Annotated in this window: 20 protein-coding genes, 1 tRNA gene and 1 pseudogene; 8 read left to right on the top strand and 14 right to left on the bottom strand. The window is 71.2% G+C overall.

Annotated elements, in window-relative coordinates; translation table 11 throughout:
• Nucleotides 1–47 precede the first annotated feature (47 nt).
• The 3 genes and pseudogenes from ACFVVU_RS11935 to ACFVVU_RS11945 form a co-directional block, all read right to left on the bottom strand.
• Nucleotides 48–131, bottom strand: a tRNA-Leu gene (locus ACFVVU_RS11935).
• A 43-nt stretch (nt 132–174) separates the two neighbouring features.
• The gene (locus tag ACFVVU_RS11940) at nt 175–393 is read right to left on the bottom strand and encodes a DUF397 domain-containing protein (protein ID WP_380683653.1); all 219 of its coding nucleotides are present in this window, start codon (nt 391–393) and stop codon (nt 175–177) included.
• A 34-nt stretch (nt 394–427) separates the two neighbouring features.
• Nucleotides 428–655, bottom strand: a pseudogene (locus tag ACFVVU_RS11945) (hypothetical protein); the annotation flags it as partial.
• Nucleotides 656–740: 85 nt separating this feature from the next.
• Here ACFVVU_RS11945 and ACFVVU_RS11950 point away from each other — a divergent pair.
• Nucleotides 741–1181, top strand: a complete 441-nt coding sequence (locus ACFVVU_RS11950; RefSeq protein WP_387789516.1) for a hypothetical protein — start codon at nt 741–743, stop codon at nt 1179–1181.
• 13 nt (nt 1182–1194) lie between these two features.
• Here the strand turns inward: ACFVVU_RS11950 and ACFVVU_RS11955 are convergent, their stop codons facing one another.
• The gene (locus tag ACFVVU_RS11955) at nt 1195–1611 is read right to left on the bottom strand and encodes a helix-turn-helix domain-containing protein (RefSeq protein WP_380683651.1); all 417 of its coding nucleotides are present in this window, start codon (nt 1609–1611) and stop codon (nt 1195–1197) included.
• A 358-nt stretch (nt 1612–1969) separates the two neighbouring features.
• On the opposite strand from ACFVVU_RS11955, the gene ACFVVU_RS11960 reads away from it, so the two are divergent.
• The 3 genes from ACFVVU_RS11960 to ACFVVU_RS11970 all read left to right on the top strand — a co-directional run bounded on the left by ACFVVU_RS11960 (nt 1970) and on the right by ACFVVU_RS11970 (nt 4125).
• The gene (locus tag ACFVVU_RS11960; protein ID WP_387789589.1) at nt 1970–3130 is read left to right on the top strand and encodes a serine hydrolase domain-containing protein; all 1161 of its coding nucleotides are present in this window, start codon (nt 1970–1972) and stop codon (nt 3128–3130) included.
• Nucleotides 3131–3163: 33 nt separating this feature from the next.
• Nucleotides 3164–3694: a hypothetical protein gene (locus tag ACFVVU_RS11965; protein WP_387789518.1), complete on the top strand. Its 531-nt coding sequence runs from the start codon at nt 3164–3166 to the stop codon at nt 3692–3694.
• A 137-nt stretch (nt 3695–3831) separates the two neighbouring features.
• Nucleotides 3832–4125, top strand: a complete 294-nt coding sequence (locus ACFVVU_RS11970) for a hypothetical protein (protein ID WP_380683649.1) — start codon at nt 3832–3834, stop codon at nt 4123–4125.
• Between the two features lie 54 nt (nt 4126–4179).
• On the opposite strand, the gene ACFVVU_RS11975 is transcribed toward ACFVVU_RS11970, so the two are convergent.
• The 3 genes from ACFVVU_RS11975 to ACFVVU_RS11985 form a co-directional block, all read right to left on the bottom strand.
• Nucleotides 4180–4686 (bottom strand): cupin domain-containing protein, encoded by a 507-nt coding sequence (locus tag ACFVVU_RS11975; RefSeq protein ID WP_387789519.1) that lies wholly within the window; start codon nt 4684–4686, stop codon nt 4180–4182.
• Between the two features lie 204 nt (nt 4687–4890).
• Nucleotides 4891–6264 (bottom strand): glutamate--tRNA ligase, encoded by a 1374-nt coding sequence (gene gltX, locus ACFVVU_RS11980; protein ID WP_387789591.1) that lies wholly within the window; start codon nt 6262–6264, stop codon nt 4891–4893.
• A gap of 138 nt (nt 6265–6402) precedes the next feature.
• Nucleotides 6403–7506, bottom strand: coding sequence for an FAD-dependent monooxygenase (locus tag ACFVVU_RS11985; RefSeq protein ID WP_387789521.1), 1104 nt, complete (start codon nt 7504–7506; stop codon nt 6403–6405).
• 204 nt (nt 7507–7710) lie between these two features.
• Between ACFVVU_RS11985 and ACFVVU_RS11990 the strand changes: the two genes are divergently transcribed.
• Complete coding sequence (locus ACFVVU_RS11990) at nt 7711–8640, top strand: GntR family transcriptional regulator (protein ID WP_387789523.1); 930 nt, start codon at nt 7711–7713, stop codon at nt 8638–8640.
• On the opposite strand, the gene ACFVVU_RS11995 is transcribed toward ACFVVU_RS11990, so the two are convergent.
• From ACFVVU_RS11995 to ACFVVU_RS12005, 3 genes are all read right to left on the bottom strand, one after another.
• Nucleotides 8637–9272: an SLATT domain-containing protein gene (locus ACFVVU_RS11995; protein WP_387789525.1), complete on the bottom strand. Its 636-nt coding sequence runs from the start codon at nt 9270–9272 to the stop codon at nt 8637–8639. The two genes, ACFVVU_RS11990 and ACFVVU_RS11995, sit on opposite strands and share 4 nt — an antisense overlap.
• Nucleotides 9269–12349, bottom strand: a complete 3081-nt coding sequence (locus tag ACFVVU_RS12000) for an ATP-binding protein (RefSeq protein ID WP_387789526.1) — start codon at nt 12347–12349, stop codon at nt 9269–9271. Before ACFVVU_RS12000 ends, ACFVVU_RS11995 begins: the two co-directional genes overlap by 4 nt.
• Before the next feature lie 86 nt (nt 12350–12435).
• Complete coding sequence (locus ACFVVU_RS12005) at nt 12436–13398, bottom strand: GlxA family transcriptional regulator (protein WP_387789528.1); 963 nt, start codon at nt 13396–13398, stop codon at nt 12436–12438.
• Between the two features lie 101 nt (nt 13399–13499).
• On the opposite strand from ACFVVU_RS12005, the gene ACFVVU_RS12010 reads away from it, so the two are divergent.
• Complete coding sequence (locus tag ACFVVU_RS12010; RefSeq protein WP_380683641.1) at nt 13500–14123, top strand: cysteine hydrolase family protein; 624 nt, start codon at nt 13500–13502, stop codon at nt 14121–14123.
• Here the strand turns inward: ACFVVU_RS12010 and ACFVVU_RS12015 are convergent.
• Nucleotides 14110–14952, bottom strand: coding sequence for an SDR family oxidoreductase (locus ACFVVU_RS12015; RefSeq protein ID WP_380683640.1), 843 nt, complete (start codon nt 14950–14952; stop codon nt 14110–14112). The two genes, ACFVVU_RS12010 and ACFVVU_RS12015, sit on opposite strands and share 14 nt — an antisense overlap.
• Before the next feature lie 132 nt (nt 14953–15084).
• On the opposite strand from ACFVVU_RS12015, the gene ACFVVU_RS12020 reads away from it, so the two are divergent.
• A complete protein-coding gene (locus ACFVVU_RS12020) occupies nt 15085–15990 on the top strand; it encodes a sigma-70 family RNA polymerase sigma factor (RefSeq protein ID WP_380683654.1) in 906 nt (301 codons plus the stop codon).
• Nucleotides 15991–16063: 73 nt separating this feature from the next.
• Here the strand turns inward: ACFVVU_RS12020 and ACFVVU_RS12025 are convergent, their stop codons facing one another.
• The 3 genes from ACFVVU_RS12025 to ACFVVU_RS12035 all read right to left on the bottom strand — a co-directional run bounded on the left by ACFVVU_RS12025 (nt 16064) and on the right by ACFVVU_RS12035 (nt 18806).
• A complete protein-coding gene (locus ACFVVU_RS12025) occupies nt 16064–17524 on the bottom strand; it encodes a trypsin-like serine peptidase (RefSeq protein ID WP_387789530.1) in 1461 nt (486 codons plus the stop codon).
• A gap of 148 nt (nt 17525–17672) precedes the next feature.
• Nucleotides 17673–18191: a DinB family protein gene (locus ACFVVU_RS12030; protein ID WP_380685024.1), complete on the bottom strand. Its 519-nt coding sequence runs from the start codon at nt 18189–18191 to the stop codon at nt 17673–17675.
• 39 nt (nt 18192–18230) lie between these two features.
• Nucleotides 18231–18806: a nucleosidase gene (locus ACFVVU_RS12035; RefSeq protein ID WP_387789532.1), complete on the bottom strand. Its 576-nt coding sequence runs from the start codon at nt 18804–18806 to the stop codon at nt 18231–18233.
• Nucleotides 18807–19216: 410 nt separating this feature from the next.
• On the opposite strand from ACFVVU_RS12035, the gene ACFVVU_RS12040 reads away from it, so the two are divergent.
• Nucleotides 19217–20569, top strand: a complete 1353-nt coding sequence (locus ACFVVU_RS12040) for a hypothetical protein (RefSeq protein WP_387789534.1) — start codon at nt 19217–19219, stop codon at nt 20567–20569.
• Nucleotides 20570–20575 lie beyond the last annotated feature (6 nt).

A 20575-nucleotide genomic window follows, 5' to 3' on the forward strand; every position in this document is an offset into this window, starting at 1 on the left:
AGAACAGAACGGCCGGTCGATCCGAAGATCGACCGGCCGTTCATTTGTGCGCGAGGGGGGAGTTGAACCCCCACGCCCTTTCGGGCACTGGAACCTGAATCCAGCGCGTCTGCCTATTCCGCCACCCGCGCAACTGGGTGATGGGTAAATAGTAGCCCATCCCCAGGGGTGGTCCTAACCAACGGGGAGGGAGCCGTCCCGGAGGGAGGTGAGGAAGGACTGCCAGGAGGCGGAGGTGAAGAGGAGGACCGGCCCGGAGGGGTCCTTGGAGTCACGCACCGGAACGACGCCGGGGAGGGAGGAGACGAGGGCCACCTCGACGCACTCGCCCCCGTGATCTGCGCTGTAACTGCTCGTCCGCCACACCGCCGCGCTGAGATTGACGCTCCTCATACCGGTACTCCTCCATCGCATCGGCGATCAGCGCCCGAGAGTCGCTCACCGAGAGTACGTGTCCGCGCAGCAGGTCATAGTCACCCCGATGCTCCGCGACGACCGACGGCGAATCACTGAAGTGTCCGCGGTAGAGGCTCTCCGAGTAAAGCCACTCGGTGCCATCCGGCATCTCCATCAGGAACATTGAAGTGGCGGGACGCCTGCTCGGCACGCAGCCGAAGGGCGCCAGGAGTGCTGGTTCGCCACAACAGTCGGCCACGCCTGGCCCGTTGCGAGATGATCCAGCTGTGACACCAGATTCACGAGATCGGCGCCGGACGAAACCCCCCGTGGCGCATCCTCAAGTGAAGGCCAAACCGTCGAGTGATGACGAGCTTGAAGTGGTCTACTTCCAACGCCATCATGACGATGATCCCGAGCAGCAGGCTCCGGGGAGAGCTTTCCTGAACGAGGTCTGCCCGCCCGGCGTCAGGGCCAAGATGCGCGCCGTGCTCGTCGCCGTCGCGGCCGCACCCCCGAAGCACTTTGCCGGTGGCGGCTACTGGGAGGCCATGAAGGGCGACATGGCCGGCTGGTTCGAGGTCCGGGTGGACGGGCCGAAGAGACACCACTACCGGCTCTTCTGCCTCCTCGACTACGAGGCCGCCGGGGCTGCGAAGCCCTTGCTCGTGGTCGTCTCCGGACTGGACAGACCCTTCAAAACCGTACTGTCGGATGCCGACTACGAGGATGTCCGGGAACTCGGCTCCGAATACCGGAAACGCAACCCTCGTTCGACGCTCTAGCGTCCGGGCGGGGTCAGGCGGCGGAGCGAGAATGGGACTTCGTCTCGCGCATGGCGGTCAGGTGCTCCGCCAGCGTTTGCACGTCCGCCGCCTGCCCGTCCAGGAGTGGAGTGGTGATCGACTCACGCTCGGCATCGGGCAGCGGCTCCAACGTAATGCGCATTCCCAGGGCCGCCGCGACCTCCGCGAGCGTCCCCAAGGTCGGATTCACATGCCCTGCCGAGAAGAGGCGCCGAACAACCGCCGGTTCCGCGCTGATGGCTCTCGCCAGGGCCGCCTTCGAGAGGTCGGCCGCTTCGCGAGCCTCGTCGAGCTCGTTGACGATGCGGTCGATCGTGGCGATCCGCATCGACTCAACCACGTACTCGCGAAGGAAGTCGGGGTCCTGAAGATCCCGAATGAGGTCGTCCCAAAAGGCGCCTTGGGTCATCACGTGCCACTCCCTCCATCAACCTCCACCAGAGCGTACCATTTATGTTACACACCGCCCAGGTGTCGCCGCGCGTGTCCGCCGTCGGCGACTGCCTTCGGGGTCGCACCCCCGGCAACCTCCCGCCCCGCACCACGGGATCGGATGGGCCCGGCCGCGCGGAAGCCTCCGCACGGCCGGGGCCTCCGGCGTGGTGCACACCTCGGTCAGCCCGACAACGGTGCTGCTGCCAGGCGCAGTTGAATGAGGGGGCTCTCAGGGGTGGCGTCATCCTTCGTGATGATCCGGGGCCTCCTCACGCTTCGCAGGATGGCTCGGTACGAACAAGTCGGTTCACCCCCTGGAGCGCCACGTGAGTATCCGCGTCCGCACCGCCCTTGCCGCCGCGCTCGTACTGGGCCTCGGTACCGCTGTTCCGCTGACCGTCGTGCCCACCGCGCAGGCTGCGGCGAGCCGGCTTCCCGGCCAGGACGTGGAGTCGCTGGAGGACGCCCTGCTCGGACTCCCCGGCGCGGACGCGACGGCGGCGCTCGTACGTGTCGGCGGCAGCGACGGGAGCTGGCGCGGGAGCGCGGGGGTGCACGATCTGGAGAGCGGCCGCAGGGCGGTGGAGGAGGCCCGGTTCCGGGCCGGGTCCACCACCAAGGTGGTCACCTCGGCCGTCGTCCTGCAGCTCGCCGCCGAGGGCAGGGTGGACCTGGGCGGCACCGTCCAGCACTACCTGCCCGGCCTGCTGACCGACGCCTTCGAGCCGATCACCGTACGGCAGTTGCTCACCTTCACCAGCGGACTCCAGCCGGGTTCCTCCCTGGGACCGGAGAACGCCGAGGGCTACGAGAACCGCTTCCGGACGCTGCGCCCCGAGGACGTCGTCGCGGCGTCGGTCGCCAAGGGCCCCTACCGGGGAGCGGGAGAAGGCCCGGGCAGGAAGCAGCGGTACAGCAACATCGACTACACGGTCCTCGGCCTGCTGATCGAGAGGATCACCGGGGACACCTACGAACACCAAGCGCAGGTGCGCATCCTCCGCCCGGCCGGCATGCGGCACACCTCCTTCCCCGGCGGCCCCGACCCCCGTATCCAGGGCGCCCACAACCGGGGCTACCAGCGGCTCGCGGACGGCAGGCTCGTGGACGCGACCGAGTGGAACATGTCGGACCGCTGGGCGGCGGGCGACATGATCTCCACCACCGCGGACCTGGAGAGGTTCCTCGTCGCGCTGTTCAGCGGCAAGCTCGTGCCCCAGCCGCTTCTGGAGCGGGAGATGTTCACCGTGCCGGACATCGAGGGCGCCGTGATGAGTGCGGGGCTCCAGCGCTACCACGACGAGGCCTCCGGGCAGGTCATCTGGCTCAAGACCGGATCCCGGCCCGGTTACAGCACGCTCGTCGCGGCGACCAGGGACCTGTCCCGCACCCTCGTCTACTCGGTCAACGCGACCGACGCCAAGGGCTCGGGCATGAACCCGGTCGGCGAGCGCATCCTCCGGGCCGCCTTCCCCCGGCCCGCCGACCACTAGGCTCGGGTCGCCCAACCAGTCGAGGAGGCAAGGGTGTTCCGAGGCAGGCCGCCGAAGGGCTTCCGGATTCCCACCGACCGGGAGACGGCGCTGGCGTTCGGTGAGCCGGCGGCCGTCCTGCGGGACGCGCCCGCCGAGTGGGTCGTCACCGTGGGGCGGCAGGGCGTCGACGGCTTCGTGTACCGGATCGACGTCGGCTACCACCTTCCGGGCGGCGGACCGGTGGCCACGGTGTCGACCGTCCGCTCGTCGCCCGAGCACCCGCACCTTCCGCAATACCTCGATCCGACCGAGGAGTTGAACACCTTCCTCGTCAACAGTGACCGGCCCGCCGAGGACGTCGGCCGGGTCCCCTACCTCAGCCGGGACGCGCGGCTCGGCCCCCTGCGGATCCCCGTGCACGTCCACCACCGCCGGGACTGCTTCGGCACCCGCCTCCCCAGGTTCCCCCACGAGACCGGCTGCATCGTGGTGACCGGGCTGACGGCGCACTGGCCCGTGCTGTCCACGCTCGTGCTGCGCGAGCCCGCCGACTTCCCGGACACCCACTTTCGCAGCCGGTAGCCGCCCGCACCCATTCGTATGCATGCGTATCGCCCGCTCGGCGCGCGCGGATTGCGGCCACTCCTGGCGGCGGAGACGTTGTGTTCGGGGCACCGACGCCCCGGCACCCACCCCCTCTCCCCCAAGGAGCAGCATCCATGCGACGTCTCGCGACCGTTCTCGGCACCCTCGCCGCCGCCGGGACCGCGGCCCTCGCCCTGCCCACCACGGCCCTCGCCGCCACCGGAGAACTCGTCATCGCGCCGGACACGGTCATCACCAACCCGAGCGGCTGCTACAACTCGACGATCGCCCCGCTCATCGTGTTCAACGAGACCGACGGGTTCGCCCTCGTGTACAGCGGCCCGAACTGTACCGGCAACGTGATCGCGGTCGTTCCCCCCGGTGGCGGGACGACCCAGGAGTTCGGCTCCTCCGTGTACGTCAAGTAGGACCCGCCGCGCAGGAAGTCGGCCGGTCCGACTTCCTGCGCAACCGTGCCGGCCTCACACCTCGGCACCGGCCGCCGCCTCCAGGGTGGCGCGCCACAGCGGGCTGTCCACGTAGTGGTTGTCGTACCGCTCGGAGGAGTCCTTGATCTCCTGCGGGCTCGCCTCGCCCCGCATCACCCGGCCGAGCAGGCGCAGGTAGTCGAAGCGCGGCATGCCCGGGGTGAAGACGAACAGGACGTCGGCCTCGGAGCCGGGGGCGGCGGCAAAGGCGTGCGGGGTGTGCGGCGGGACAAGCAGGAAGTCACCGGCGCCAAGCAGTTCGACCTTCTCGTCCAGCAGGACCTGGAGCGAGCCGCCGATCACGAAGAACAGCTCGGAGGCCCGGGTGTGGAAGTGGGCCGGCGCGCCGACCGCGCCCTTGGCGAAGGTGGAGCGGTAGCTGGTGATCGGGCTGCCGTCGGTGCCGCAGTCGGCGAGCAGGGTCATCACGCTGCTCGGGTCGCTGGTGGTCTCGGCGGTGGCAGCGCGGGTCAGCAGCGGCTTCAGCGGTGCGGCGTTCACGGTGGTCTCCCCGGTCTCGGGCGGTCCCGGCTCCCCTGCCGCGACCTTGTGATGATCACTCTAGGGACTCGATCGACCTGACCTGGGGTGCATTCTCCTCTCGAAATCATGGGTCAATTTCCACTTCGCCAGGGCCCCGAGCACGCCCGAGGGCCGCACCCCGCACCAGCGGAGTACGGCCCTCGGAAGGCGTTGCCCTGCGCGTCAGGCGGCCAGGCGCTCCGCCGCCGCGTCCAGACGGGCCAGGGTCCGCTCGCGGCCCAGCACCTCCAGCGACTCGAACAGCGGCAGGCCCACCGTGCGGCCGGTGACCGCGACCCGGATCGGCGCCTGCGCCTTGCCCAGCTTCAGCCCGTGCTCGGCGGCCACGGCCTCCAGCTCCTCCTTCAGCGCGGCGGCCTGCCAGGCCTCCAGCGCGGCGAGCTTCTCGCGGGCGGTGCCCAGCAGGGCGAGCGCGACGTCCTTGTTCTTCATCGCCTTCGCCCACGACTGCTCGTCCTGGACCGGCTCGGCCAGGAACAGGAAGTCGACCTGCTCGACGATCTCGCTCAGCACCGCGATCCGGGACTGCGCGAGCGGCGCCAGCTCGGCGTAGGCCGCGGCGTCGAAGGCCTCGGCCGGCCACGGCGCCCGGTCGGCGGCCAGGTACGGCGCGGTCGCGTCGATGAACGCGTCCACCGACAGCGCGCGGATGTACTCGCCGTTGAACGAGCGCAGCTTCTGCACGTCGAAGAAGGCCGAGGCCGCGTTCACCTCGGAGATCCGGAACAGCTGCTCCAGCTCGGCGTACGGACGGATCTCGACGTCGTCCTTCGGGCCCCAGCCCAGCAGCATCAGGTAGTTCACCATCGCCTCGGGCAGGTAGCCCTCGGCCAGGTAGTCCTCCAGCGCCACCTTGTCACGGCGCTTGGACAGCTTCTGCCGCTTCTCGTTGACGATCACCGGCAGGTGCGCCCAGACCGGCGGGACGGCGCCGAGCGCCTCCCACAGCAGCTGCTGCTTCGGGGTGTTCGACAGGTGCTCCTCGCCGCGGATGACCTCCGTGACGCCCTGCTCCAGGTCGTCGACCACGTTGGCCAGCAGGAACACCGGGCTGCCGTCACCGCGGGCGATGACGAAGTCCTCGATCGCGGAGTTCGGGAAGGCCGGCTCACCGCGGATGAGGTCCACCACGACGGTGGTGCCCTCGTCCGGGGTGCGGAAGCGCAGCGCGCGGCCCTCGGCGTACTCCAGGCCCCGCTCGCGGCAGAAGCCGTCGTAGCCGGTCTGGGCGGAGCCGGAGCGCTCGGCGGCCTGCTCGCGGGTGCAGTCGCAGTAGTAGGCCCGGCCGGCCGCGTACAGCTTCTCGGCGGCGGCGCGGTGGCTGTCGGCGTTGGCGGACTGGAAGTACGGGCCCTCGAAGCCCGGGTCGCCCTCGTGGATGCCGATCGCGGCGAGGGCACTGATGATGCCGTCGGTCCACTCGGGCTTGTTGCGGGCTGCGTCGGTGTCCTCGATCCGCAGGACGAAGACACCGCCCTGCTGTCGTGCCGTCGCCCAGTTGTAGAGCGCCGAGCGGGCACCGCCGACGTGGAACATGCCGGTGGGGCTCGGAGCGAAACGGACGCGGACGGGACGGGATACCTCGGTCATGAAACCCAAGGGTATCGGGCCGGAGCGGGGTGCCCGGCACCCGCACCCCCCGCCCCGTGCCCGCCCCGCACCCGCTGCGGGGGCCTACGCGGCGTCCAGGGTGATCGCGTTCTTCGCCCGCTCGACCGACTCCTCGGCCGCCGGGCCGCCGGGGTTCTCGGTGGCGAGGGCCTGGTTGAGGGCGACGAACGGGCGCATCCGCCGCTCGTAGCGCGCGAAGGCGGCGCGGTGGTCCGGCCCTGCGGCGAGCTCGTCGGCGAGGACGTAGGCGCCGACCAGGGCGAGGCCGGTGCCCTGGCCGGAGAGCGGGGAGGCGCAGTAGCCGGCGTCGCCGACCAGGACGGTGCGGCCGGTGGACCACGCGTCCAGGTGGACCTGGGCCATCACGTCGGCGTAGAAGTCGGTCGAGCGGTGCAGCGCGTCCAGCAGGCGCGGCGTCTCCCAGCGCAGCGCGCCCATCCGCTCGGCGACCCGCTCGCGCGCCGCCGCGGGGTCGCGCTCGGCGGGCGCGTCGTCCGCCCAGCCGAAGCAGACCCGCAGCTCGCGGTTGCCGCGCACCGGGTAGACGCCGTAGCCGGCGTCGCCGTCGCGCTGCCAGAGCTGCCAGTCCTCCAGGCCGAGAAAGTTGTCGGCGGAGAAGACCGCGAGGTGGGTGCCGAGCGGGCGCAGGAACTCCCCCTCCGGGCCGAAGGCCAGCCGGCGCACTCGCGAGTGGAGGCCGTCGGCGCCGACCACCAGGTCGAAGGTGCGGGGCTGCCCGTGGGTGAAGGAGGCATGCACGCCGCGCTCGTCCTCGCGCAGTGCGGCGATGCTGTCGCCGTGGACGAACTCGACGCCGTCCAGGGCGTGTTGGTGCAGGAGAGTGAGCAGGTCGCTGCGCAGCAGCTCGACGTCCCCGCTGTCGAGCCGGCCGCTGCTGAACGTCGCCCCGGTCGAGCGGTGCACCTCGGTGCCGTCGGCGTCGAGCACGGACATGCCGCGCATCCGGGTGCGGACGGCGCGCACCCGCTCGGTGAGGCCCATCCGGTCGATCACGTCGAGGGCGGTGCCGCGGATGTCGATCGCCTGACCGCCGGAGCGCGGGGCGGGGGCCTGCTCGACGACCGTCGGCGCGAAGCCGCGGCGGGCCAGCCAGTGGGCGAGGACGGTACCGGCGATTCCGCCGCCGGAGACGAGGACGTTCTGCACGCGTGGGCCCCCAAGGGTGTCGGCGCGGCGTTCCCGTACGCCGCGAGGTCTCTGAATGTACGACGTACAGAATGCGCTTGCAACGTACAAACATGCAGGTCAAAGCACCATCTGAGCTAGTACAGCGGGCCGAATCCGGCGATCCTCCCTGGTAGCGTCTGCGCTAGTACAGTCACGGCGACGACGGCGGAGAAGGACGACACCATGGCCCCCGAGACGGACCCGCCGTTCCGGCGCATCGCCGCCGACCTCCGGCGCCGCATCACCAGCGGCGAACTCGCCCCCGGCGACCGCGTCCCCTCCAACCGGCGGCTCGCCCAGGACTGGGGCGTCGCCCTCGCCACCGCCACCAAGGCCCTCACCGTGCTGCGCCAGGAAGGCCTGGTGGAGGCCCGCCCCAGGATCGGCACCGTGGTCGCCACCGCCCCATCGACGTCCCAACCCGCCACCACGTCTGTGGAGTTCAGCCGCGACCGACTGATCCACGCGGCCCTGGAGATCGCCGACGCCGAAGGGCTCGCCGCCCTCTCGATGCGCGCCGTCGCCGCCCGGCTCGGCGTCTCCGCGATGTCCGTGTACCGGTACGTCACCAGCAAAGACGAACTCGTCCTCCTCGCCGCCGACGCCGCCTTCGGCGAGGCCGGCTACCCCGCCGATCCCCCCACCGGCTGGCGCCCCCGCCTGGAACTCGGCGCCCGCACCCTGTGGACCCTCTTCCGCCGCCACCCCTGGCTCGCCCACCTCAGCCCGCTCACCCGCCCGTTGCTGCTCCCCAACCTGCTCACCCACGCCGAGTGGGCGCTCGCCGCCCTCGACGGCCACGGCCTCTCCCCCACGGCCGCGCTCGACATCCACGTCCTGCTCTACAGCCACGTCGAGGGCATCGCCGTGAACCTCGAACGCGAGACCCAGGCCCGCGCCACCACCGGCCTCACCGACGACCAGTGGACCGACACCCGCCTCGCCGCCTTCGCCACCCCCGGCGCCGCCACCCGCTTCCCGGTCTTCACCCGCCTGACGGCCGAACTCACCGACGGCTACGACCTCGACCTCGACGCCCTCTTCGAACTCGGCCTCGCCACCCTCCTCGACGGCCTCACCCCCCGCATCGACGCCGCCACCGCCGACCGCTAACGCGAAGTCTGCGAAGGCAGCGCCGGCACCGCCCCCGACTCCAACTGCACCAGGTGGCTCTGGAATTCGGCCACCCACATCATCGTCTCGTTCTCCACCACCAACGCGAACTCATCCACGAACCGCGCCAACTCCTGGGCCGCGGCCGCGAACCCCTCCTGACTGGGATCCGCCGCGAACCGCGCCTCGATCCGCGGCCAGGCCGCCTGGAACCGCACCAGCTGGCGGTTCAGCGCCATCGCCGTCGACACGTACCGCATCCACGCGGACGAGTAGCCGTACACCCGGTCCATCGCCACGAAGCACGCGCCGATCCCGATCAGCCCGTACCCCCAGATCGACTCCCCCGCCCACCCCATTCCCACCGCCACCACCGGCGTCACCGTCCCCCCGGCGATGCTGAGCACCGCCGCCACCCGCAGGAACTTCGACCACCGCGCCTTGGACACCTTCTCCTCGGTGTACCAGTTGATCGACTCGACCGCGTAGGCCTCCACCCACAGGTACAGCTCCCGCAGCCCCACCCGCAGATCCGCCGTGTTCGACAGATCCGGCAACCGCACCGCCCGCAGATCCCCCGCCGCCGTGACGCGGGGGTCGGGGCGCGTCGCATCCTCGCCCCCCATGGTCATGCCTTCCTCCCGGGTCGCTGCCACTTTCTGGTGTCAAAGAACTCCACCACACCCTCCTCGGACCGGGAGATCGCGGAGAACTTCTTCCAGTCCACCAATTCAATAGCGTCCAGTCGCCGCAGATACTCCCCCAGCTCGGCGACCGAAACAGCCCTTCTGCCCGCCACCTTCTGCCGGTTTTCAACAGCATCGAGCCACTGAGAGATCAGCCAGGAAAGCAGCGCAAGCCGGTCGGGCGAGCCCTCCGATTTGGATTCCAAGATTTCATCCACCATCTCCTGCCAAGGATGACCTGGCAAGAGGTATTTCGTGCCGCCCAGCATGAAGCCGCGCATGTCCTGCGCGAACCCGTCTTCCACCACGTCACGCAACGGAATTCTGACCATCTTCGAAGAAAGTCCGTATCCGTCGTTCTCCCTCTCGAAGAATTCTGCGATGGTTCGCACCCGCTGCGCATCCACCCAACGAGGAGGCCGCCCCTGCCCCTTTCTTACCCACCTGACGCTGCACGCACGATTCTTGACATCACCGGAGACCCCGCCTACTTCCCATCCGGAAAGAAACATTTCGTCAACATCTGCGAAATTTCCGAGCCGAGTACAGAGAAGCGAGGCGCCGTCATGCGATCGCGCACCCATGAGCGCGAGAACTGATTCCCGGGTCCCTCCGGGCAGCTCCCTCAGGAGGGACTCGACGTGGTCGGTCACCGCACTCTCGAGCGTATCGATCTCCGACAACTCAAGCAGCTCGTCCACTGCGGCATTCCTCCTCGCGCCATCCTTCTCGACAAGGAAGAAGGGGACACGCCGGAGCTCCTCGTGAAGCAGGTTCGGCAATATTGCCGTCGCGCGAAATGCCGGCCAAGGGGCCATGAGTGGCCTTGCGATATAAACTGCTTCTTGCGTCGCCCAAGTGATCGAATGCCCGCGCTCCGACTGGAGCGAATTCATCTCCTCGATGACGTGATCACAATAGACCGAATAGCATGATCTAATAAAACTCTCCCGCTCCGGAGTCGGCTCGAGCGCCGACCTCGCAACATTGGTTCGCGGTGAATTTTCGCCGAAGGTATTGACAAGTGCGACGACAGGGCCGGGGCCTCGAAATCCAGGCGTCGTCGCCTCCACTCGAATTCCGGCAATGCAGATTCCGGACGCAAAGATTTCCGGTGCCACAGAGTTCCTCAGGCCCGAGACTTCCTGTTGGAACATCCACTCCCTGAAGTGCTCGTTCCAATAGACGGCATACGCGAAAGTCATATTTCCAATACTGCGCTCGACAATCCTGACCTTTCCTCTTTCGAGGTCCCGAGCAAGACCGGGGTTCGATCGCGCGATCGAGTCCCTCAGCGCCTCTCCGACGGAGGCATATCCAACGTGCTCAACACTGTCACCTTCTCGAACCGTGACCTTGCACTCGGGCAGGACCACGAAGTGCTGAGCAGTCGCGGTTACGCTCTCCAACTCGGCGCTCGGCCTGAGCGTCAGCCGCACGATCGTCCCGTGGGGTCGGATCCTCTCGGGCACGTCCTGGCTCTTGTCGAGCGTACGCACCAGGTACTGGCCGTGCACCGAGCGCAAGGACAACTGCCGAGCCTTCTCCTCCTCCGGGTGGCATGTGATGATCTCGACCTGGTCGGCCACCATGAAGGTCGAGAGCACGCCGATGCCGAAGCGGCTGATGGGATTGAAGTCGGGGTTCTGCTTCCTGAACTCCGGGTCCTGGTAGCGGCTGGAACCGGCCTTCAGGAGGTTGTTCTCGATAACGCTCTGCGTCATGCCCGTGCCGTTGTCGCAGATCTCCAGCGACCGCTCGGCGCTGTCCCAGCGGACCTCGACCCTCCCGAGCTCGGACGACCGCGCACCGTGCTGGAGCCGCACGGCGTCGATCGAGTTCTGAAGGAGTTCTCGCAGGACCACGTTGGTGTCGTTGTACAGGGTGTGGCCGGTGAGGAGATCCAGGATCTTCTGGTGATCGATGGTGAACTGGAAGGCCTCGGTGAGGAACCCCTCTGCCTCCACGTGGCTCGTGTCGATGGACCGCCAGGGGAAGAAGTACTTCGAGCCTTCCCTCGTGTTGGCGCGTTGCGCCCAGGTGTGGCTCAGCCGCAGTTGCTCCTCCGCGTACTTCAGGTAGGAGGTGAGGCCGAAGAAGCCGTTCTCGACGGTGAACCTCGCGTGGACAGCGACGGTGTCCTGTGGCGCGTCCTCGGAGGGCACCCCGTCCTTGTTCAACCCCTTCATGGCGACGACGGCCCGGACCGCGCGTTGCTTGGCCCACTCGTTCTGGCTGATCGGGTCCATCGGGTTGAAGACCCGGAAGGCCACCGACGGGGTGCGGTCACTCGTGATATGCAGGAGGTCGGCCGAACGGAGCAGGATCGCCGCGAACTGGACGTTGGCCCGCTCTCGCTCCGAGGAGCCGTAGTAGCGCTCGACCGGGAACTTCTTCATGTCGTAGAGGTCGTCCAGGTGGTGGCTCTCGCACACCTTGGCCAAGTCCGCCCGGAAGACCGGCTCGACCTGCCGAAGGAGGTCCTGGATCTCCGTGACGACCTTGTCCGTCGCGCCCAGGTTCGGAGAGAAGTCCCCCGTGATCCACTTCCGCACCCTCGCGGCGTGGTGGTGGCGCACGAACTCCTGGTAGAGGAACTTCTCCCGTTCCTCCGCACCCAGCACGTTCAGCCGCGCCAGGTAGTCCCGGCCGTCGGGGTCCGAGGCATCGAGGGCCTCCTGCCGGAACTGCGGGAAGTCGGACTCCTCCCGGCGCTGGTACTCACTCTTGGTGACCAGCATGCCGAGGTCGTGGAAGTAGACCGCCAGCACGACCAGCAGCCAGTCCGCCGGCGTCATCGCTTCGCGGGTCTTCGCCGTGACCAGCCAGTCGAGTTTGGCGAGCATCGCGTCGATGTGCGAGATGTCGTGCTTGGTGTACTCGTCGAAGAAGCCGAAGCTGCCGATCTTCCCGAGGAGTTCCTGCAGATCCTTCCTGGTCTGCACCAGGCTGAGGCCACCGAAGGCCGGCAGGTCACAGGCCTCGCTCGCGTACCGTTCGGCTTCCGAAGGAAAGACGTTCAATCCAACTCCCAGGGCTTCGGTCGCTGAATGTTAGCGCCACCCGACAAGCACGTCAGGGAGTTTGACGGATCACCAGATCACCGCCATCACCCCACGTCACGCCCCCGGAACGTCCGCCGGTACTCCCTCGGCGGGATGCCCAGGCGGGCGGTGAAGGGTGGGCGCAGGGAGACTGCGGAGGAGAAGCCGCAGCGCGTGGCGACCGTGTCGACGGGGAGGTCGGTGTCCTCCAGGAGGTGCTGGGCGGTGAGGACGCGCTGGTCGAGGAGCCAGCGCAGCGGGGTGGTGCCGGTGGTGGCGGCGAAGTGGCGGGCGAAGGTGCGTTCGGACATGACGGCGAGGGCGGCCATCCGGCGCACGGTCCAGGGGGTGTCCAGGGCCGCGAGGACCTCGGTGCGGACGCGCGCCAGGGGGTCGTCGGAGTCGGCGGGCTCCGGGACCGGGGAGGGGATGAACTGGGCCTGCCCGCCGGAGCGGAAGGGTGCGGTGACCATGGCGCGGGCGATGGCCGCGGCCGCGCGTTCGCCGTGGGCGGCGCGGACCAGGTGCAGGCAGAGGTCGATGCCGGCCGCCACCCCGGCGGAGGTCCAGAGCCGGTCCTCGCCGGTGAACAGCACCTCGGGGCGGACGTCCACCGCCGGGAAGCGGCGGGCCAGCAGATCGGTGAACGCCCAGTGGGTGGTGGCGGCGCGGCCGTCGAGGAGGCCGGCCTCGGCGAGCAGGAAGGAGCCCGCGCAGAGCGAGGCGAGGGTGACGCCGTGCTCGTGGGCGGCGCGCAGGGCGGTGAGGACGGCGGGGTCGGCGGGCTCGGCGGGCCGTTGCATGCCGGGCACGACGACCAGGTCGCAGTCGGCGAGCGCGTCCAGCCCGAAGTCCGGGACGCGCTCCAGCCCGCCGGCGAACCGGACCCGGGCGCCCTCCGGTCCGCAGATCCGCAGCTCGAACGCGGGCAGGCCGGGGCGGCTCTCCCGGTTCGCCCAGACCTCGCCGATCACGGCGTAGTCGAAGGGCCGGACATCGTCGAAGATCACGCATCCCACCGTCCGCATGGACGGGATCGTAGTGGCAGGACCCGTAGTGGCAGGATCGTATCGATGGGTGGCTCCACTGCCGCTCACGGCGGCGCCCGGGCCCGCCGCAGCATGGACGCATGACGAACACCAGCGCCCTCGACGCCCCGCTCACCATCGACTCCGACGCCGTCCTGGTCGTCATCGACGTCCAGAAGGGCTTCGAGGACCACACCTTCTGGGGCGAGCGCGACAACCCCGGGGCCGAGCAGCGGATCGGCGAGCTGATCGAGGTGTGGCAGGCCACCGGACGGCCGGTCGTGACCGTGCAGCACGCCTCCCCGGCCGGCCCGCTCGCGACGGGCACGCCGGGGTACGAGCTGAAGGACTTCGTGGCGGCGATCACGCCCGACCTGCACATCACCAAGACGGTGAACAGCGCCTTCTACGGCACCCCGGACCTGCACGCCTGGCTCCAGGAGCGGGGTGCCCGGCAGGTGGTGATCACCGGGATCATCACCAACGTCTGCAACGAGACCACGGCGCGGATGGCGGGCAACCTCGGCTACGACGCGGTCTTCCCGCTCGACGCCATGCACGCCTTCGACCTGACCGGCCCGGACGGCGTGACCGTCCCCGCCGCCGAACTCACCCGCGCCACCGGGGCGGTGCTGCACGCGATGCGGTTCGCCAAGGTGGTGACCACCGAGGCGGTGGTCACGGCGGCCAGGACCGGCGAGCCGGCCACCGTCAGCTGGTCCTGACCCGGCCGGTGGCGACCTCGCGCGCGCGAGCCGGGAAGGTCTCGGCCAGGAACGCCTCCCAGCTGCGGGCGCCCCGATCGGCGCCGGGCGCGGCCAGGTTGGCGCCCTCCCGGTAGCAGCGGCCCACCGTGCCGGGCACGCGCAGCGCCAGCACCGGGCGGCGCCTGCCGGCGGCCGCCAGGTAGTCGCGGGTCAGGTCGCCGAGCGTACGCACGGCCGGGCCGGCGAGGTCCGGGACGAGCCCGGCGGGTGCCGCCGAGGCCAGCGCGACCAGCCGCTCGGCGACGTCCCGGGCGTCCACCGGTTCCCAGCGGACGCCGTTGACCGCCGGGACGACGGGCAGCTTGGCCATCGCGGCCACCGTCCTGAGCGTCAGGTCGTGGAACTGGGCGGCGCGCAGCGTGGTGGAGGGGATGCCCGATTCGGCGACCGCCCGCTCGGCCGCGTGCTTGGCCCGGAAGTAGCCGAGCGGCACCCGGTCGGCGGCGATCACCGAGATGTGGACGAGGTGCCGCACCCCGGCCCGGCGGGCGGCGGCGACCAGGGTGCGAGTGGTGGCCTCGTCGTGCTTGGCGTCGCCGGCCAGGTGCAGCACCACCTCGACGCCGGCCAGGGCCGCGTCCACGCCCTCGCCGTTCAGCAGGTCGCCGGCGGCGTACACGACGCCGTCGGCGGCCGGGCGGGGGTTGCGGGTGAGCACCCGGACGTCCTGCCCGGCCGCGCGCAGCAGCGGCACCACGTGACGACCCAGGGTGCCGGTGCCGCCGGTCACCAGGACAGGGGCGCCGGCCGGGTTCACGGCGCCGGTCGAGCGGGTCGGGTTTGTCATGGTCGTCTCTCCTTCGCCGACCGGAAGCCGGGCCTCCGGTGGAGCCGTTAGGTTTCGTGGTTCCGGAGCTTTGACCCTCGGCGACGAAGGAATGTGACACGGGTGGACGAAAGAACTCTGGCCGCCGGATCCATGGGGGACGCGGAGCCGTTCGAGGCGCACCGGCCGCAGCTGCGGGCCGTCGCCTACCGGATGCTGGGCTCGCTCGCCGAGGCGGAGGACGCCGTCCAGGACACCTGGCTGCGCTACGACCGCACGGACACCTCCGGGGTGGAGAACCTCGGCGGCTGGCTGACCACGGTGATCGGGCGGCTCTGCCTCAACCGGTTGCGCGCGCGGGCGTCGCGCCGCGAGGAGTCCTTCGAGTCGCGGACCGAGGCGGGCGTCGAGGAGCCGCCGCGGATACCGGACCCGCTGATCGGGCGGGCGGACGCGCCGGATCCGGAGCAGGAGGTGCTGCTCGCCGACTCGGTGGGGCTGGCGCTGATGGTGGTGCTGGAGTCGCTCTCCCCCGCCGAGCGGGTCGCGTTCGTGCTGCACGACCTGTTCGCCGTGCCGTTCGAGGAGATCGCCCCGCTGATCGAGCGGACGGCGGCCACGACCCGCCAGCTGGCCTCACGGGCCCGCCGCAAGGTGCGGGGCCGGGCGCCCGCGCCGGACCGGGACCTCGCCCGGCAGCGGGTCGCCGTCGACGCGTTCTTCGCCGCCACCCGCACCGGGGACCTCGACGCGCTGCTGGCCGTCCTCGACCCCGAGGTGGTGCTGCGGGCGGACGGCGGCGCGGGCCGGGAGCGGCGTCCGGTGCTGCTGGCCGGTGCCCGGACGGTCGCGGGGCAGGCGGTCATGTTCCGCGCCCTGTCGCCGTACGCGCGCCCGGCGCTGGTCAACGGCGCGGCGGGCGTCGTGGTGATCGGCGCCAACGGCCGGCCGGTGTCGGTCATGGCGTTCACCGTGGTGGGCGGCGTGATCGTGGCGATCGACGTGCTCAGCGAGCCGGAGCGGCTGGCCGCGCTCGACCTGACGGCGTTCGCGGACTGAGGCGGGGCGACGGCCGCCCCCGCGCACCGAGGAGGGTGCGCGGGGGCGGCCGTCGCGGTCGGTGCGGCGGGCGTCAGCCCTTCTTGGAGATGAAGTCGTACGCGCCGGCCGCCACGTCGTCCAGGTACGGGCCGGCCTGGAACTTCGGGTCACCGGTGTGCTTGCCGACCGAGACGTTGCTGACCAGCGTCGGCTTGCCGTCCTTCACCGTCAGCCAGCCACCGCCGCTGGAACCGCCGGTCATGCTGCAGCCGAGGGCGAGCATCGGCGGGCGGGTCGGGTCGTAGGACACCCGGCTCGGCTTGCCGCTCTCGCAGCGGTTCAGCTCCATGCCGTCGAACGGCGGGGCCGCCGGGTAGCCGTACTCGGTGATGCTCAGCTGGTCGCGCGGGGCGTTGAACCAGACCGGCACCGCGCCGCCGACCGTCTCCTCCAGTGACTTGCCGCCGTCGGCGGGCTGCACCCGGACGATCGCGAAGTCGTAGTGGGTGGCCGGCGAGCCGTTCTCGCCGCCCTCGGCCTTCCACTGCGGGGAGGTCACCGCCTGGGTGCCGTTCCAGACCCCGTACGGCGCGTACTGGGCCTCCTCCGCCTGCTTGCCGCCGCTCAGCGCGCCGGTGCTGTTGAACGCCGGGATGAAGGAGATGTTGCTGTAGAACTGCCCCGCCTTGCCCTGGTGGACGCAGTGGCCGGCGGTCCACACCAGGTTGCTCTTGCCGGGGTGGGCCGGGTCGGCGACCACGGTGGCGGAGCACTGGTAGTGGCCCAGGCCGCCGGCGGCGTCGGCGCCGCTGCCCGGCTTGTCGGCGAACAGCTTCCCGTGCACACCGGGCTTGGTGTACGGGTGCGGGAGGGGCTGGGCGTTGACGGTCTTGGGCAGCGGGTCGTTGCCGTTGTCGGCGGGCTGCGCGGGCTGGGCGGGCGGCTGCGCCGGGGCCTGCGACGGCTGGCCGGGCTGGGCCGGGGCCTGGGTCGGCTGGGCGGGCGGCTGTGCCGGGGCCTGCGACGGCTGCGCGGGCTGGGCCGGCGGCTGGGCCGGAGCCTGCGAGGCCGGCTGCTGGGTGTTGGACGGCTTCGGCGCCGCGGGCGGCTGCGTCGGCTGCCCCGGCTGGGTCGGCTGTCCCGCCGGCGGCTTGCCGGTCGGGGCGGACGGCGTGCCGGGCTGCGCCGGCGCCTGGGTGGGCTGCCCGGGCTGGGCGGGCGGCTGCGCCGGCGCCTGGGTCGGTGCGGCCGTGGGCGGCGCCGGCGGCGCGATCGGCTCGTTGGGCTTGGCCTTGAGCAGCTTGTCCAGCGTCCAGAAGCCCTTGGCGGCGGCCGGGAGGGCGTAGTCCTTCGCCCACTTCTCCCAGTCCTCGAACTTCCACTTCTTCAGGTCGTCGAGGTTGGCGGGCAGTCCCAGGTTCGGCCCCCCGGCCGAACCCGCCGCCGCCGTCACGGCCGAGTCGGCCGAGCTGTTGTCCGGGCCGCAGGCCGCGGTGGTGAGCATCGTCAGCGCCAGCGCCGAGGCCCCGAGGGCCGTCCTGGCGGTGCGCACGGTACGACGGCGGCCAACATTTCTGTCAGTCGATGACATGAACTTCTATTCCCCCTGTATGAAAAACACCCGGCACCGCCGAAGCGGCGCCGGGTACTGCGCGGGGGAGTATTCCACTATCCGTCAGCGACCACCCAACCCGCCCCCGTCAGCGGCCGACCGAACCGTCCAGCCGCTCACGGATGATGTCGGCGTGACCGGCGTGCCGGCCGGTCTCCTCGATCATGTGCACCAGCAGCCAACGCATCGACGGCGCTTCGGCGTTGGGGCGCAGCGAGCGCACGCCGGGCCGGTCGAGCCGGTCGGCCGCCGCGGCGATCACCTCGTTGGCGCGGGCGATCGCCGCGCGGTACTCGGCGACCGACCCCGCCACCGTCTCGTCGCCGGGCGAGGGCGCGTCGTCGTCCCACCGCTCGACCTCGTCGCCCCGGTAGGCCCAGAGGAACCAGTTGAGTTCGACGGCGGTGAGGTGGCGCACCAGCCAGAGCAGGCTGGTGCCGGAGGCGACACCGGGCCGCCGGGCGTCCTCGTCGGAGAGTCCCGCGGTCTTGGCGATCACGCAGTCGCGCAGGTAGTCGAGGAAGGAGAGCAGCGTGGTGTGCTCGTCGGCGTTGATCCCCGGCGGGCGCAGGTCGGTGGGCCCGCCGGCGGCGGCGTCATCGGTCATCTCGCCACACTAACCGCCGGTCCGACACCCGACCTCCCGTCACCAGCCCTGCTTGTGCAGCCAGTCGGCGAGGTGACGGGCGCAGTCGTCGACGGTCTCCCGCCAGGTGTGGCCGGCGCCGTCCCCCGCCTCGTCGCTGACGTGCTTGACCAGGCGGACCGGCAGTCCGGCGCGGTGGGCGACGGTGGCCACGGCGTAGCCCTCCATGTCGACGAGGTCCGCGTGCTCGGCGAGGCGGTCGCGGGCGGCCCGGTCGGAGACGAAGAGGTCGCCGGTGGCCAGCACCGGGCCGTCGCCCTTGCCGACGACCAGCGGGGCGCCGTAGGTGCGGCCGGTCAGGGCGTAGAGGGTCGGGGTGTCGAGGTCGTGCTGGATCACCTGGGTGACGGTGTGAGTGCCCTCCCAGCCGGGGCGCAGGGCGCCGGCGGTCCCGAGGTTGACGACTTCGGAGGGGTGCGGGCCGTCGGCGAGGACGGTGGCCAGCGCGGCGGCGGCGTTGACCTTGCCGATGCCGGTCAGCAGCACCGGCAGGTGGTCGCCGAGGTGGGCGGCCTCCTCCCGGACGGCGACGACGAGCAGCGGTCGGTCGGCGGAGATCGTTCCCAGAAGACGCATGCCGCCATGGTACGGAGGGCCCGGCCGTCGCACCGGCACACGAACCGCCCGTGCCGGGAAGCGGACCGCGCAAAAGCGCCCGTCGCCTCCGGATCGCCCGGGAACCGTTCGCCGCCCGCCGCGCGTCGACCCGTTCGCCGTCCGCCCCTCGCCACGGGGCGGCCCGGGCCGGGGAGGGCCGGGAGCCGCGGAGCAGGGCGGGGACGCACGGCGGGAACGCATCGCGGGAACGCACAACGGGACCGCAGGGCGGGGAAGCACAGCTCAAGATCCGCGCAACTCGGGTGTGGCCGTCGGAAGTGACGGCCATACTGCTGGCAACGGCCGGGCCCCGGAGACCGGGGGGCGGGCCACTGGGGAGGGGGAGGCTGGTGGCGACACCGGTGCGTATCGAGAGGCCGGGACCGCCCGTGCCGCGGTCCGGCGGCACCGGGGCGGTGCTCCTGCGGCGCGGTCCGGTCGCCCGGCTGGGGCGGGCCACCCGGACGGCGCCGGGGCGGCTGCGGCTCGCCGGGGTGCTGCTCGCGGCCCTGGCCCTCGCGTTCGGCGCGCTGACCGCCGTCCAGCTGAACTCCCGGGCCGCGGCGGCCGAACGGGTGTTCGGCTCCAGCCAGCCGCTCAGCCAGGCCGCCGCCGACATCAACCGTTCGCTGGCCGACGCGGACGCCACCGCGGCGAGCGGCTTCCTGCTCGCGGGCGCCGAACCGCGGGCGGTCCGGCAGCGCTACGAGCAGGACCTCGCGACGGCCTCCCGGCTGATCTCCGAGGCGGCCACCCGCACCTCCGCCTCCCCGAACCTCGGGGAACTGCTCTCCACCCTCAACCAGAAGGTCCCGGTGTACGCGGGGCTGGTGGAGAGCGCCCGGGCCAACAACCGGCAGGGCTACCCGCTCGGCGGCGCCTACCAGCGGTACGCCTCCGAGCAGATGCGCACCGAGCTGCTGCCGGCCGCCGCCCGGCTGTCGGCCGCCCAGAACGAGGTGCTGGCCCGCGACCTGGCCGATGCCCGGGCCACCCCGTGGGCCGGGTACGCGCTGGGGCTGGTGGCGCTGCTGACGCTGGTCTGGGTGCAGCTGACGCTGTTCCGGCGGACCAACCGGGTCTTCAACATCGGGCTGCTGGCCGCCACCGCGTCCGTCCTGGCGGCGGTGCTCTGGCTGACCGTGAGCGCGACAGCCGCCCACTCGGCGCTGGGACGCGGCGAGCGCGAGGGGGCCGCGCCGCTGCGCGCGCTCAACGCGGCCCGGGTGGACGTGCTGACTGCCCGGCTGGCCGAGAACCTGCACTACGTCTCGCGCGGCTCCAGCGCGACCTACGCCAAGCTGTGGTCGACGACCACCGACCACCTGTACACCCGCGACCCGCAGCGCGGCGACGCCACCGGCACCCTGGCGCAGGCCCGGGCGCTGGCGCCGCTGGAGGCCCGGTCCACGGTCGACCAGGCGCTGAGCGACTACCAGCAGTGGAGCGACCGGCACGCCGCGGCCACCGCGCTGGAGAACCAGGGCGACTACCAGGCCGCGCTGGACGCCACCGTGACGGCCAAGGAGGCGGACGCGCCGAAGACGGCCGACGCCGCGTTCAGCTCGGCCGACCAGCAGCTGGCCCGGGCCGCGGTGGTGGAGGAGAGCCGGTTCCAGGACGCGACGCTGGGCGTCGACGGGGACCTGCGCACCGCCGCCGCGGGGGTCGCGGCGCTGGGCCTGGTGGCCGCCGCCGCCGCGCTGGTCGGCCTCGGCCGACGACTGGCCGAGTACCGGTAGAGGGGG

Origin of the sequence: Kitasatospora sp. NPDC057965, from assembly GCF_042887135.1 — a bacterium.
GTDB lineage: Bacteria > Actinomycetota > Actinomycetes > Streptomycetales > Streptomycetaceae > Kitasatospora.

Coding starts and splice junctions, on each gene's coding strand:
- ACFVVU_RS11995 (WP_387789525.1), bottom strand. CDS start 9,272: ATGACCATGGGGGGCGAGGATGCGACGCGCCCCGACCCCCGCGTCACG.
- ACFVVU_RS11940 (WP_380683653.1), bottom strand. CDS start 393: ATGAGGAGCGTCAATCTCAGCGCGGCGGTGTGGCGGACGAGCAGTTAC.
- ACFVVU_RS11990 (WP_387789523.1), top strand. CDS start 7,711: ATGGCCCCCGAGACGGACCCGCCGTTCCGGCGCATCGCCGCCGACCTC.
- ACFVVU_RS12010 (WP_380683641.1), top strand. CDS start 13,500: ATGACGAACACCAGCGCCCTCGACGCCCCGCTCACCATCGACTCCGAC.
- ACFVVU_RS11955 (WP_380683651.1), bottom strand. CDS start 1,611: ATGACCCAAGGCGCCTTTTGGGACGACCTCATTCGGGATCTTCAGGAC.
- ACFVVU_RS12005 (WP_387789528.1), bottom strand. CDS start 13,398: ATGCGGACGGTGGGATGCGTGATCTTCGACGATGTCCGGCCCTTCGAC.
- ACFVVU_RS12035 (WP_387789532.1), bottom strand. CDS start 18,806: ATGCGTCTTCTGGGAACGATCTCCGCCGACCGACCGCTGCTCGTCGTC.
- ACFVVU_RS11970 (WP_380683649.1), top strand. CDS start 3,832: ATGCGACGTCTCGCGACCGTTCTCGGCACCCTCGCCGCCGCCGGGACC.
- gltX (WP_387789591.1), bottom strand. CDS start 6,264: ATGTTCCACGTCGGCGGTGCCCGCTCGGCGCTCTACAACTGGGCGACG.
- ACFVVU_RS12015 (WP_380683640.1), bottom strand. CDS start 14,952: ATGACAAACCCGACCCGCTCGACCGGCGCCGTGAACCCGGCCGGCGCC.
- ACFVVU_RS12030 (WP_380685024.1), bottom strand. CDS start 18,191: ATGACCGATGACGCCGCCGCCGGCGGGCCCACCGACCTGCGCCCGCCG.
- ACFVVU_RS12020 (WP_380683654.1), top strand. CDS start 15,085: ATGGGGGACGCGGAGCCGTTCGAGGCGCACCGGCCGCAGCTGCGGGCC.